Origin of the sequence: Streptomyces phytophilus (assembly GCF_013870535.1) — a bacterium.
GTDB classification, from domain to species: domain Bacteria; phylum Actinomycetota; class Actinomycetes; order Streptomycetales; family Streptomycetaceae; genus Streptomyces; species Streptomyces phytophilus.
Genome location: NZ_JACBXC010000064.1, coordinates 1 through 13,087, shown reverse-complemented (window position 1 = coordinate 13,087; position 13,087 = coordinate 1). Strand labels below are relative to the sequence as shown.

The following is a 13,087-nucleotide window of genomic DNA, read 5'->3' as shown; positions in this document are numbered from 1 at the left end:
CCCCGCCCCCGGGCACGGACGTCAGGGGGCCGTGTCCGTCGGCCAGCAGGTCGGGTGCGCGTAGACCATGGACCCACCGCCGGATTCCCCCGCCTCGCCCACGGACTCGACGGGGCGCGTGGCGGTGCCGAGGTCGCCACAGTGGGTGCAGTAGCGCACCGGGGCGCCCTTCGGGGCGGTCGCCGGGTAGCCGCGCCATCCCACCGAGTTGACCGCCTCTGCGCTCACGGCCGCCCCCTCAGAGCCAGCGGGGCGGTGACGGCAGTACGGCCGTGGCCCGGGTCGCGATCGTCTTCCCCGGCGGCGGTGGCGCAGTACCCGCCAGCCTGGTAGACGGCCATGCGGAGGATGCCGCGCCAACTGTCATCGCGGCTGATGCGGTCCCACGAGTCGACGAGGCACACGGGCGGCGCCGCGGCCTGGCCAATGGCGTACACGAGCTGATCCCACTTCGGACGAAGCCAGTTCGTCAGCGCGGGGTCCCCGCGGTCCACCCACTCCCCGGCGATGACCCAACCCCGCTCGACCGCGTACCGGCGGCAGCGCAGTATGCGCTCGTCGAGGGTGCCGGTCGTCAGGGTGGCGTGCCGGTCGTAGATGAACGCCAGCGTGGGCCGGGCGGGTTCGGTGTCCATGGCGGTCGCCTGTCGTCGGTGATCAGGTCGTCACCGACGGTACGGGCACCACCTGCCCCCCAGGGGTACAGGTTGTACCCCCTTGCGGAGGGGTACAACCTGTACCCCTCCTCAGCTGAGAGCGAGCGTGCCGGCCAGGTCGCGGATGTCGTCGGCGAGGGCGGGCGGCGGGTCCGGCAGCATCTCCGCAACCATTGATCGGGCAAACAGCGAGAACTCGAACGTGTCGTGCGAGCGGTCGCGGGCCTTGAGCATGTGGAAGACGGCCGCGTCCGGCTCGTGCAGCTGGTAGTGGGCGCGGGCCACCTCGACGAGGTAGCGGGACTGGCGGGTACGGGAGTCGATCGACGCCGGGGAGATACGCCGCGCGGCGTCGAGCGCCCGGCGCGGCTGCTGCAAGTCCAGGTGCATCGTGACGGCGTAGTGCTCCACCATGCCCGTACCGATCATCAGCCACGGATGGCTGTACCCGCCGAGCTTGCGGGCGGCCCGCTCCGCTTCGTCGTGGTGGTGCCACGCCTCCCCGGACCGGCCGGTCTTGGCGTGGGAGAGCGCCACCGCCAGATGCATCAAGGAGTGCAGCGCCCGCTGCTCGGTGGAGTCGCCGGGCCGGAGCATGTCGGCGACGTCGAGGGCCAGTTCGACGCGGGCCTCCGCGGCCTCTCCGGCGTCGCGCCAGACGTGGTTGGCGTACCAGGCGGCTCCGGCGATGGCGGCGGGGTCGTCTGCGTCCTGGGCGGTGAGCATGGCCCGGTCCGACGCCATGTACACCATTTCCGGGGCGGGCTGGAACGAGCCGTACAGCTGCACCAAGTGGTAGACGCGGGCGAGCTGTGTGGCGAACTGGCGGCGGTGGGCGCGGTCGTCGGCGGCGTGCTGGGAGGCGCGGCCGTCGGCGATGAGGCGCGGCAGCATCGGCGCGATGGCAGCGCGCTCATGCTGCGAGGTGTGCCACGCCCGCCAGGCGCCGTCGATGCGCGTCACGTAGTCCTCGACAGCCACCGGGGACCCTTGGGTGACCCAGTACGACACCAGGGCGTCGCGGACCGTCGTGAGGGAGGCGTGGAGGTTCTTGGAGTAGGCGCTCCGCGCGAGCCGGGTTTCGCCTGTGAGTTCGGCCAGTTCCTCGACGCCCAGCGCTTCGGCGAGGCGCAGCAGCATCTGAATCCGGGGCATGTGGAGCCGGCCGGACTCGATCGCCTTGACCCAGTCGGGGCCGCGGCCTACGAGTCCGCCGAGGACTGGCCGAGTGAGACCCTTGCGCTCCCGGGCGGCCTTCACCCTCTCCCCGAACGTCGGTGCCGGGCGGGTATCATCTGGAGACGTCACGGCCTTACCTCTTTCTCTGCAGCTCGACACTGCCAGGGTAAGAGGTAAGGCCGGTTCTGTGTGAGGTCGGCCACGAACCGTGCAGCAGTCGGGCCGCTTCTACCGCAGGTCGTAGTTCTTCCGCATCTGCCGCAGCCCCGGCACGTCGAACTCCCACGTGTACCGACCACCGCTCGCGGCAGTCCGGTAGCCGCCCGTAGGCGTGCACATCACCGGCTTGCGGCCAGCGCTGTTCCGCACGCACTCCCCACCCTCGACCCGGCCATCCCCATCCCGATCGGTGTTCACGTGTGCCAACCCGAACAGGTGCCCCAACTCGTGGAGCGTCACGTTGTCGCGCATCACCCGGTTCGTGGTCTTGTTGTTCGAGAACCAGTTCGGCGACGTCCAGTACTCGGAGTTCATGACCACCGCACCCCCGAAGGCGCTGCCGTCCGCCCCTGACGTGCAGGCGTACGACTGGCTCATGCCCCTCTTACCGATCGGCCGGTACTTCATGTGGAAGGTCATCACGTGACGAGGCTGCTCTGAGCACGGCGGCCGCGCGCCCGGGGTCAGCTCGCTGGACACTGTGACCTTCACGCCGGTCACCTCGGTGATCTGCACGGCGGCCCTCTTCAACGCCGGGGTGAGTCGGTCCCGGGCGGTCGCGCTTGCGAACCGGATGACGTACGGGTCGGGGCTGATGCTGTAGATGCCCGCGCTGGTGAACGCCTTCCAGCCCTTCCCCGAGTACACCGGCCCGTCCGCGGCGTGCGCGGGGGCCGCGAGCAGCACCCCCGCCACGGCAGCGCCGGCAGTCGCAGCGACTAGGCCCGATCGTATGGCTCTTCCTCGCATGTGTCCCCCTAAGTTCCCTGATTGGAGGTGGTTAACCACCTCCAATATGGCAGCCTCTTGACGGGTGGTCAACCACCCTGCGAAGATCACCACATGGCCAACGCGCACAAGCACAAGCTGCGAGGCGTCCGGGGCGTAGACGACGACCTGTGGAACGACCTCGACGCCGCAGCGCGCGCCGCAGGCTCCGACCGGTCCGCGATCACCCGCGCCCTGTGGGAGTGGTACGTCGGCCGGCCCGGGGCGCAACTCCCCCCACGCCCCCCGGAATCGGAAGGCTGACGTCAGCCGTACTGCCGCCGGTTCGGATCCAGCGCCAGCGCGAGCGGCCCCTGCCCGTTGCCCGGCCCGTCGTCCGCTGGCGGCCCGTCAGCCGCGCACGTGTAGTGCGTCGACCCCTCCGCAGACGGCGTGCACGTGTACGTCACACCGCCGAACACGAACGTCCACGACGCCGGCGCCGGCCCCGACGGACCCTGCTCACCGCGCGGACCCTGCTCGCCCGTGGCGCCCTTCTCGCCCTGCGGGCCCTGCGCTCCGGTCGGGCCGGTCGCGCCGTCGGCGCCGTTGGCGCCCGCGGCTCCCGGCGTGCCGTCCTCGCCCGGTGTGCCGGGGTCCCCGGGCTGGCCATCCTGCCCGTCCGCGCCACCCTTCCCGGCGGCGCCCGGCTCGCCCTCCGCTCCGGCCTCCCCCCTCTCGCCCTCCGGGCCGGCCGCGCCGTCACTGCCCGCCGCTCCGGGCTCGCCACGCTCACCGGCCCGCCCCGGGTCCCCGGCCACCGGCGTACCGCCGAGGCGCTCGACCTGCCGCGCCAGGGCATCACGGTCCTCGTTGGATTGGCGGAGGTCGCCGGCGAGGTTCTGGACCCACACCACCAGCAGCATGAACAGGCCGATGCTCACCAGCACCGCCACCGCGAACGCGATGTCCTTGCGCCGGTGCATCTGGTCCCGGCTTACGTGGCCGCTCACGCCCCTGCTCCCTGTGAGTTGAGGTACACCTGCAACACGATCAGCAGCACCGGGGCGACGAGCGCGGTGAACAGCAGCCGGCGGTCTGCGCGCCGCCGGTCCGCTGCCCTGCGTCGTTCGTCCTCGGCCTCCTGCCGCTCCTTCTCCCGTGCCTCTTCCAGCGCGCGGACCCGCTCCGCGAGCAGCCGCTCCCGCTCCTGTCCGGCCTGCTGTTCGAGCTGGTACCGCTCCATGCTGACCTTGGAGTCGAGTCGCCCGCCGAGCCCGCGGAAGTCCTCCTTGAGGTCCAGGTGGACGTGCTCAAGGCGGCGTACGACCTCGCCGAGGGTCGGCTCATCGGCCACTCATCGCTCCCTTTCAGGACTCGTCGCCTCCGGGGCGTCCTCGCTCCCGCGCTGGCAGCGGCACCCGGAGCAGTGCACCACCGCAGGCGGAGGCGGGGGCGGCGGCGCAGGCATGGTCTGCGGCACCATCTTGACCTTGTGTCCCTCACGCCTCATGACGGTCTCCAGGTCAGAGCGCGTCCGACGGCGGCACCGACTCCACACGCCGCGCGCTGGCCGCGGCGGACGCCTGCTCCGGCGGCCGTGCCCAGCCCAGCAGCACACCGGCGAGCGTCCGCAGCGTGCTGTTCCCCACCCGGCCGGCGTACTCCTCCACCAGCCGGAACAGGGTGTAGTACGCCGCCGACGCCACGGCCATGAGGAGCGCCGCGGTCGCGGTCCCGTCCACGTTCATGCCGAGCACGTCCGCGCCGGCGACGATCCAGCCGACGGCGAGCGGCACGACGGTCCGCATCCAGTTCACGAAGATCGCATGCATGATCAGTCCTTCACGTCGAATCCGTGCTCCCTGCCCAGCCGGGCCAGGGAGGTCTTGCCGGGGATGCCGTCGGCGGCCCGGCCGCTGTAGCCGCAGCGCCGCTGCCACTTCGCGTACGCGGTGACGGTCGTGGTCCCGAAGTGCCCGTCCCCGGCGTACGCCTTGGCGAGCAGTCCCTCCTTGCGGAGCGCGTGCTCCACGAGGTTCACCCCGGCCATGTACGTGATGTGGCCCTGCCGGGCGGAAGGGTCGGTGCGCGCGGCCGTCACGAGCCGTGAGAGGTCCACGACCGGGTGGGCCGGGCTCGGCGGTTTCGCCGGCGGCTTGGCGTCGGGCTTGCGGGCAAGCTGTGCCTTCACCGCGGCCCGGAAGTCGTCCATGTCGAACGACGGGTCGATCTTCCCGGGCTGCGCTTCCTTGTGCCCGGCCACCGACTTCTCCGTCCAGCCGTGCGCCCGGCAAATCGCCGCGGCCCACTTCACTGCCTTCTCGTACTGCCCGTCGGGATACGGGTCCCGGCCATTGCCCAGGTTCTCGATCTCCAGGCCGTACAGTGCGTCGTTGCCGTCGGCGTTGGCCTGGTCGTCACGTGGCAGCTTGACCTCGCGGCGCAGGGCGGACAGGACATCGGCGTCGACGAGTCCGGCGTGATTCGCCCGGCCCGCGGACAGCATCCACAAGCCGGCCGTCTTGCCGAGCCACGAGTGGCACAGCGGGCCAGGCAGTCCCGGTCGGCCGCGCCAGCACAGTTCGAGGTCGTTGTGGCCGGCGGTGTGGTGGATGAGCACGCCGTAGACGGGGCCGAAGTTCTTGCCGGTGGCGGCGTCGCGTTCGTGAGTGCGCCATCCGGTGTGCTCGTGCACGGTGAGGCCCTCGGCCTTCAGGGCGGCGAGCAGCCGGGCGGCGGACAGTGGTGTGGCCATGGTCATCTCCTCTGGCTCATGCGGCCGCCCTCGCGGCTCTTCGGGCGGTACCCCGCTCGCTCCTGCACGTGCGGCAGTACCGGTGGCCGGCGTGCTCGTACGTGTTCTCTGGCGTGAACTCGTGGCGGTTGGGGCAGTGCGAACGCATGGGCCGGCGGCCCGCGTTCAGGCGGTGCGTTACGGGCTGGAGGTGGTCGGGGTTGACGCAGGAGCGGTTCCGGCACAGGTGGTCGAGTTCCAGGCCCTCCGGTATCGGGCCGACCAGCAGCTCGTACGCGAAGCGGTGTGCGCGTACCAACTTCCCCGCCCGGAGACCGAACTGGCCGTAGCCGCGGAGCTTGCTGGCCGTCCACTCCCAGCAGAAGCCGGTCGGCTGGACCTTCGCCCAGAACCGAGCCTCGGCGGAGACGTCAATGCCCTTGATCACGACGGGGTCACCACCTGGCGGTACTCGTACCGCTTCACCGGCTCCATCACCTGGAAGCCGTCCGCGGTGTTGATCAGGTCGAGAAGCTTCTGAAAGAGGGCGTCCGCGTCCTCCGGGACGACGTCCTCGGGACGCGCCTCGATGAAGAACGGCATCGGCGACCCGCCCTGGGTCAACGCGTCGTGCCGGACCGACACCGAGTAGATCGGGGTCAGCGGCCCTGTGGGGGTTCCGTACGGCATATGCGCACTCCTTACGCGGTCTCGTACGAGCCGTAGAGGTTGAGGCGGTCGTTGATGGCCCACACCTCAGTGCCAGGCCGCAGGGTCGTGGTGCTGCCTCCGGTTGCGGTCGGGATAGCGGCGGAGTCCACGACGAGGCTGCTGGCGTTCGGGACGATGAACTCGACGTTTCCGCTGGCGTTGATGTAGGCGCGGGACGGCCACCGCGAGGCGGTGCCGCTGTCGGAGGCGTTGTAAATCCATGCCTCCACCGGCTGGAACGTGGACCCGTCGCCCGTGTACGGCGACACCGGGAGGCTGAATTTCCAGTTCGAGTCGGACACGGACTGCGTTGTGGTGGTGCCCCACTCCAGGCGCACCGTGAACTGGCACAGGCCGCCGATCACGCAGTAGCGGCCGACGAGGCTGCCGGTGCCGAGGGTGGTGGTGCCGGAGTCCGCCGACCACGCGACGGGGTAGGTCTGCCACTCGCCGACCATGCTGCGGAGCGTGGCGTTGGTGATGCGGCGGCCGGGCGGCGGCACAACGTACGGCACGGGACCTCCTCCTACAGGGCGATGATCGAGGGATAGGCCAGCGCAATATCCGCGCCGGCGGACTGGGCTTTCGAGATGCCGTTGACGGCCCGCGCGACCGCGAACCGCTGCGGGTTGACGATCTCGAACGAGTCGAACGCGAGCACCGGCGAGACGTTGGTGTTCCCGGAGAACGCGGACGCGGTGACGCCCACATCGCCCGTGGCCAGGGACCCGCCGGGGATGGTCTGGCTCACCTGCCACGTGATCGGGTCAGGCGTGCCGTTCTTCCAGACCCTCGCCGAGATCGTCTGACCGCTGATCGCCGCCCGCAGCCACAGCACGTCGTTCGCCGCGTAGGTGAGGCCGGTGGTCACCGTCGCCCCGACGACCGTGGTGAAGTTGACGACCTCGATCTGCACCGCGCCCGTCGTGAGCAACCGCAGCCGGGCCCGGTAGAACGCGCTGGTGCTCTGGTAGCGGAACAGGATGCTGGGCAAGAAGCTGTTGCCGGTGGCCACCTGCGACGGCGAGATGGACACCTGCACCTCGCAGTCCCCCATGGACACGAGACGCTGCCAGCGGGTGTTGGCGACGTTCGCGGCGAGGGTGATCGTGCCGCGCGTGCCGGTCACAGCCCGGTCCGACGCGGGCTCGCCCGTCGACGTCCACGTCTGCCCGCTGGTGGCGGTGCCCCACCCGTTGGACACGGAGCGGGTGAAGCTGTCGCTCGCGTACGAGGCGATACCCGACGCGGTGACGATCTCGCCGCCGACGCGCAGATCGATGGGGAAGTCGCCGCCGAAGCCCGTACTCGTCAGCACGCGCAGCTGCTCGCCCGGCGCGGTGACCGCCGCCGCGGCCGGGCTGAAGACGATGTTCGTGAAGCCGAACGCGCTGCTCTTTGACGCGACCGTGAAGACGGTGGGCTCCTTCAGCGCGCCGCTGGCGGTGAAGATCCGCACCGAGTTGCCGACCGCGACATCGGCCGCATCCGCGTCGGGCGTGACCAGGTAATTCGCCGCCGCCGAGTAGCCGGCCGCGGTCGCCGTCGCGCCGGTGTAGGCGATGCTCCCGACCGTCCACGGGTCGCTGTCGGTCGTGAGCACCTGCAACTCCGTGGCCGACGAGGTGGCGTCGGCGTACAGCTCGCTGCCGTCCGTGTCGACGTGCCCGAGGAGCACGTCCTCGACCACGCCCACGGTGTACGGCGACGCGGGCACGCACACGAGGTCGATCTCCCACGCGAACTGCGCAAGGCGCTCCGTGTAGCCGACGACGATCAGATCGATCGGCTCAGGCGCCAGGAACGGCGACCGGTCCCACGGCACGTTGACGATCTGCACGCGGTCGCCCACGTCGACCTCGGCCGCCGCGGTGATGGTGTCGGGCGCAGACTGCAGCTTGAGCTTGACCAGCGGATAGCGGTCCTCGTCGACGGTGCCCTTCCGCACGCGCCACGCGGCATGCGGGTAGCACTGCGAGTCGGTCGCGAGGTTCAGGCTGAGGCTGTCCGCGTACCTGCCGACACCCTCAGGATCGGCGGACGGCAGCTGCACGTTCCGCGGCCCGGTCTCCTGTACGTACCGCCCGGAGCTGCCGGACTCGCGCTGCACCGTGAGGTCGTTCAGCGTCGTCTGGTCGTCGCCGATTGGCTGGAGGGGCGTCACGAGCCCGGAGCCGCCGGTGTAGTTGATCGTCAACGCCGGCGCCTGGTTGTACAACGTGGCCCTGTCCCGGTAGTTCAGCCGCGGCAGGCTGCCGTCCCGCGGCTCGAACAAGATCCCGTCGTCCACGTCGGCCGCACTACGGATCACGTCGAGGATCGGCGCCGGAAGTAGCGGCCCCACCGCCTCCGACGCGCTGGCCTGGTCCCCGTCGTAGAACCCCGTCAGCAGCGTCGCATCCTCCGCCGAGCCAACGCGGCTCATCCGGGCGAGCGCCGTCTCCCCGGCCCACGCCTCGTCGGCGTTGTCGTACGTGTCCATGCCCGGGTCGTTCGTTGCGACGCCGCCGGTGTCCCACGCGGACAGGTGCCCGGCGGCCATGCCGTCGAGGCCGCTCCAGGTGGTCTGCACGCCGGTGATGGCGCCGGCGGCGCCGGAGTACGACGTCCACGTGAACCAGTTGCTGCTGTCGTCCACGGCCCGCCAGCCGATGCACACGTTCGTGGTGCCGCCAGAGACGTATGAGAAGAACTGCAACCGGTGCCACGTGCCGTCGGCGAAGTCGTCGAGCGCGTCGGCGTTCGTCAGCGACCCCGTGGCGACCACGGTGTCGGCGTTGTCGCGGGCCTCCGCGGTGATCGCCGTGTTGTCGATCCGCACCCGTACGTACGACACCGCGGCGCCGGCGCCGGCGAGGTTGATGCGCAGGAACGTCGTCGTCACCGCCGGAAGGCTGTCGAGCCGGTACACGAACTCGGCGTGCCAGCCGCCCGCGACGGCCCTGGTCACGGTGCCCTTGAGCGTCGCGGTGTCGGCGGCCGTGGGGAGTGCGAGCGCGGCGGGCAGGCTGTCATCGCTACCGAACGTCAGCCCCGTCACCGCAAGGGGCGCGCCGTCCTCCAGCCCGGACGCGGCCTGCGTGGCGCCTGCTTCGTCCTCCAGCGGCCAGTACGCCAGCGGTTCGGCGTCGGTGATGGCGCGGGTGAGCGCGGATCGGATCGGGGGTGCGCCGGGCTGCTGGAGGCGCCGCAGCACGCCGGACGCGGTGATGGTGACGGTGGAGTCGTGGCCGCCCTCCGTCCACTCCGCCGGCCACTCGGACACCTCGCCGATGAACCGCTGCCTGCGGTTGCTGATCGTGGCGTTATCGGCGAGGGTCCACGTCAGCCCCGTGGAGTCCGCGAAGCTCGTGGCGCCCGGCGTCTGCGCGGTGAACTCCGGCGAGGCGACCAGCGTGCCGTTGATGCCGTTGCGGACCTGCGCGGCGAGGATCTGGCCCTGCGGCGCTGTGAATCCCGTCAACGTCTGGATCTGCCCCACATCCAGCGGCGCCGTGCCCGCGAACACGCTCGTGGTGAATGCGCCGTTCTGCGGGTCGCCGATCATCGTCCACGGCCCGTCGATCGTCGGCGCCCACCAAAACTTCACCTCGCAGCCGCCGGCACCGTCGTTCACGTCCAGCGTGGCGCGGACCGCGATCCGCTTCGACGGCGGCACCGGCACCGTCGTGGACGCGGTGGCGGTGTTGAAGTCGGTGCCGGTCGTAGACCACGTGAACACGAGGCCGCTGTCCACCAGCAGCAGCCGCCAACTGCGCTGGTTGCCCGCGGTGTCGTACTTGCCGATGAGGCACTGTGTGCCGGAGGCGAACGGGGAGTCGAGGCGGACCTCGATCCTGACGTCGATGTCGCCGGTGATGTCCAGCGCGGCGGCGTCCGGGGTGGATGCGCGGTCGCCGGAGAAGTCGTTGATGCTGAGGTACGAGGCGCCCTCGTTCGCGTACACGCGCAGCGGCGTGTTCAGGCCCAACTGACCGTAGTACGGCGACAGCGGACTGCGCCGCGAGTACTTCCCGGTGCGGTTGTCCAGCGTCATCGTGCAGGTGCCGGGCTGCACGTCGCCGGACTCGTCGCCGCGACCGCGCTTGATCTCGATTGCCGTAGTGCCGTCGATCCCGCGGGGGTCGCCGCCGAGGTCGGTCCACACCCCGCCGAGCTGCATCTCCACGTGCAGGTCAAGGTGGTCTTCAGGGAAGCTCATCGGAAGGCCACCTTCCTCGTGAGCACGGCGGGGTCGCCGCCGTGACGGCGGATCTCGCCTTGCAGGGGCTCGAACGTCTCCCGGGCGATGACCTTGCCGTCGAGGGTGATCGTCTGGTGCACGATGATCGGCGCCATCGCCCCATCGCCACCGCGGCGGCCGGCGGGCATCGCCGACACCGCGCCCGGCGCGGACGGCACGGCGAGGAGCGACTGCCACGCCCGCGGCACCCTGCGGTTCCGCTCAATGCCGAGCCCGTACCCCTCCGCGGTGTCATCGCCGACGCGCTCCATCCGGCGCGATGGCGAGTTACTTTCCAGTGCCCGCCGGATGGCTTTCTCCATGGCGCGGGCGATCTTCAGCATCTGCTTTTCGATCGCGTTCTGCTTCTTCTGCAACCCCCGGACCAGGCCCTCAGCCGCGTCGATCCCCGCCGCATACATCGCATCTCGCGCGGTGTCCCCGACCTTCCCAGCGTTCGACGCGATCTGCGACCGCAGCGAGTTCATGCGCTTGATCTGCGCCTTGTCCGCACCGAGCAGCCCCTGCGCCGTCTCCAGCCCGCCGCCCTCAATACCCGCCTCGGCGATCTCCGAGATCAGCCGCTTGTCGAGGCCCCGCTTCTTCAGCGTCGCGAGCGCGCTGGCCAGCTTCCCGGACTTGTCCCGGTCGGTCTGGAGCTGGGACAGGATCAGCCCGGTGGTGGGGATCCGCCCGTTGGTCTGCTCCATCACGCCGGTGACGTTCGCCGACGAGACGATGCCGCCCTTCACCGAGTCCCGGAGCTGAGACGCCGACTGCCGCAGGTCAGACAGCTTGTCGCGCGCCTTCTCCAGCGACGCATTGACCCGGTTCAGGTTCCGCTCTTGCCTGATCAGCGCCGCCCCGGTGCGGTCCATGCCCCGCAGCAGCCGCCGCTCCGCGCCACCCTCCGCAGCCTTCCGGATCACGCTGCGCCACTTGTTCAGGTTCGACACCAGGTCGCCCATGCTGTCGGCGCCCGCGAGCTGCTTCACGAACGGATCCCGGGAGTAGCCCGCGCGCTGCCCGAACCGGCTGATGTCGAACGCGCCCGACAACTCACCGCGGGCCTCGCGGATCCGCCGCAGCTCCTCCTTGCGGCGCTCCCGCGCCCGCCGCTGCCGGTCCGTCAGCCCACCGCTAGCGAACGACTGGATCCCGCCGTTCGCCATCCCCTCCAGCCGATACCCGAACCGGTCCGCCACCTCATCCAAGATCGCGAGCGACCGCGGGCGCTTCGCCGGCGACATCGGGATGTACGCCTCCCCGCCCGTCTCCGGCTCCGCCCACATGCGGTACGTGGGCTGCGCGATCTGAGCTACGTGCTGCTCCATCCCCCCGTCGGCGTACGCCTTGCCGTAGATGTTGCCGTCCGCCGACCGGCCCGCCGTGGATCCGTAGTAGGTGCCGGACGGGATGCTCTTGTGGCCGCGGATCTGATAGGTGGTCGTCACCGTCGTGTTCACGGTGCGCGGGATGTTCCCCAGCGCCCGAGTCACCTCGCCGATGCTGCCCAGCGCCTGCCCGTTCTTCGTGAACACCGCGGTCCGGCCGTTCGGCAGCCGCTTCGTCTTCAGCCCGACAGCCTCCAGCGCGGCGATCGCCCGCTTGTTGAGCGTGCTGACCGTGACCTTCTTCGCCCCCGGCGTCCGGTTGATCGCCGCCTTGACCTCCCGCAGGCCCTTGACGGCGTCTTCCTTCTCCATCTCGATGCGGACCTTCTTCAGGCCCTTGATGTTCAGGATCTCGTTCGCGAGTTGCCGCGCCTGGCCCTTCGTCAGGCCCATCTCATGCGCGTACTCGATCAGCTTGCTCCGACCACGGCCGTAGATCCCGTTGACCTTCGCCCACGACGCACCAGAGTCCCGCGCGGACGCCGCCGCCTCATCCGTCTTCTGCGCCAAGTCGCGCAGCGCCGTGTCAGCGTCTCGGGCCTTCTGCGAGTTGAGGTCGAGTTCGCCGCCCACCATGCGCAGCGCACCGCGGTTCTCCCGCGCGGCTTTCGCGGCGTCATCAACGGCTTGCTCGAACGCATTCATGCCGCCGAGTCCGGCGCGCTGCACATCGTTCAGCGCCTGGATGGACTGCCGGAGCCCGTCCGCGCTCTGCTTCTGCGCCGCGAGTGCCCGCTGCGTCTGCTGCGCCTGCCGACCAAACAGGCCCTGCGCCTCCGCCGCCAACTTGGCCTCGAACCGGGCGTCGGCGAGCGCGTTCCGGTAGTCATCCGTGTGCTGCTTGAGCTGGCCCATGTCGCCGCCGCCAGCTTTCCAAGCCTTCTTCAGGATCTCGAACTGCGCCGCCGCGGTCTTCGCGTCCCCGCCCCGCACGAGGTTCGCCATGCTCTTGTCCCAGGCGTCGACGTTCTTCGCCGCGTCGGAGATCCCGGGGCCCTTGGCGAGGCCAACGAACGTGCCGAAGTCGCTGGTGAGCTTCGCGAACCGGTTGTCGGACGCCCCCTTGCTGACCATGGCGATCGACTGGGACATCTCCTCCAGATTGCTCTTCAGCTCGCCGGTGACCTTGCCCCTCGTCGCGAGGGTGTTCAGCGCGGTGCCGAGCGCGTCGACCTCGATGGCCGGTTTGTCATTCTTCAGCTTGTTCAAAATCACCAGCAGGCCGCCGATCGCGGCCGCCGCCAGCCCGATCTTCGCGCCC

At 70.3% G+C, this 13,087-nt stretch carries 13 protein-coding genes and 1 pseudogene; 1 reads left to right on the top strand and 13 read right to left on the bottom strand.

What is annotated here, in order from left to right; genetic code table 11:
* Positions 1-21 precede the first annotated feature (21 nt).
* The 4 genes from H5J30_RS06510 to H5J30_RS06495 form a co-directional block, all read right to left on the bottom strand.
* A complete protein-coding gene (locus tag H5J30_RS06510; RefSeq protein WP_181786200.1) occupies positions 22-228 on the bottom strand; it encodes a hypothetical protein in 207 nt (68 codons plus the stop codon).
* The gene (locus tag H5J30_RS06505; protein WP_181786199.1) at positions 225-635 is read right to left on the bottom strand and encodes a recombinase family protein; all 411 of its coding nucleotides are present in this window, start codon (positions 633-635) and stop codon (positions 225-227) included. Before H5J30_RS06505 ends, H5J30_RS06510 begins: the two co-directional genes overlap by 4 nt.
* 111 nt (positions 636-746) lie before the next feature.
* On the bottom strand, positions 747-1,964 hold the full coding sequence (locus H5J30_RS06500; protein ID WP_181786198.1) for a helix-turn-helix domain-containing protein: 1,218 nt from the start codon (positions 1,962-1,964) through the stop codon (positions 747-749).
* A 99-nt stretch (positions 1,965-2,063) separates the two neighbouring features.
* Entirely contained in the window at positions 2,064-2,741 is a 678-nt protein-coding gene (locus H5J30_RS06495) for a zinc metalloprotease (protein ID WP_181786197.1), read from the bottom strand.
* Between the two features lie 156 nt (positions 2,742-2,897).
* Between H5J30_RS06495 and H5J30_RS06490 the strand changes: the two genes are divergently transcribed.
* Positions 2,898-3,086, top strand: a complete 189-nt coding sequence (locus H5J30_RS06490) for a hypothetical protein (protein WP_181786196.1) — start codon at positions 2,898-2,900, stop codon at positions 3,084-3,086.
* 2 nt (positions 3,087-3,088) lie between these two features.
* Here the strand turns inward: H5J30_RS06490 and H5J30_RS37420 are convergent, their stop codons facing one another.
* The 9 genes and pseudogenes from H5J30_RS37420 to H5J30_RS06445 all read right to left on the bottom strand — a co-directional run.
* A complete protein-coding gene (locus H5J30_RS37420; RefSeq protein WP_220188599.1) occupies positions 3,089-3,775 on the bottom strand; it encodes a collagen-like domain-containing protein in 687 nt (228 codons plus the stop codon).
* The gene (locus tag H5J30_RS06480; RefSeq protein WP_181786195.1) at positions 3,772-4,119 is read right to left on the bottom strand and encodes a hypothetical protein; all 348 of its coding nucleotides are present in this window, start codon (positions 4,117-4,119) and stop codon (positions 3,772-3,774) included. Before H5J30_RS06480 ends, H5J30_RS37420 begins: the two co-directional genes overlap by 4 nt.
* Before the next feature lie 169 nt (positions 4,120-4,288).
* On the bottom strand, positions 4,289-4,597 hold the full coding sequence (locus H5J30_RS06475; RefSeq protein WP_181786194.1) for a hypothetical protein: 309 nt from the start codon (positions 4,595-4,597) through the stop codon (positions 4,289-4,291).
* A gap of 2 nt (positions 4,598-4,599) precedes the next feature.
* Complete coding sequence (locus tag H5J30_RS06470; protein ID WP_181786193.1) at positions 4,600-5,520, bottom strand: N-acetylmuramoyl-L-alanine amidase; 921 nt, start codon at positions 5,518-5,520, stop codon at positions 4,600-4,602.
* A 16-nt stretch (positions 5,521-5,536) separates the two neighbouring features.
* Positions 5,537-5,947, bottom strand: coding sequence for an HNH endonuclease signature motif containing protein (locus H5J30_RS06465; RefSeq protein ID WP_220188598.1), 411 nt, complete (start codon positions 5,945-5,947; stop codon positions 5,537-5,539).
* On the bottom strand, positions 5,944-6,189 hold the full coding sequence (locus tag H5J30_RS06460; RefSeq protein ID WP_181786192.1) for a hypothetical protein: 246 nt from the start codon (positions 6,187-6,189) through the stop codon (positions 5,944-5,946). The genes H5J30_RS06465 and H5J30_RS06460 overlap by 4 nt, the downstream gene beginning before the upstream one ends.
* A gap of 11 nt (positions 6,190-6,200) precedes the next feature.
* On the bottom strand, positions 6,201-6,725 hold the full coding sequence (locus H5J30_RS06455) for a hypothetical protein (protein WP_181786191.1): 525 nt from the start codon (positions 6,723-6,725) through the stop codon (positions 6,201-6,203).
* An 11-nt stretch (positions 6,726-6,736) separates the two neighbouring features.
* Positions 6,737-10,411 (bottom strand): hypothetical protein, encoded by a 3,675-nt coding sequence (locus H5J30_RS06450; RefSeq protein ID WP_181786190.1) that lies wholly within the window; start codon positions 10,409-10,411, stop codon positions 6,737-6,739.
* Positions 10,408-13,087, bottom strand: a pseudogene (locus H5J30_RS06445) (hypothetical protein); the annotation flags it as partial. The pseudogene H5J30_RS06445 and the gene H5J30_RS06450, both read right to left, overlap by 4 nt.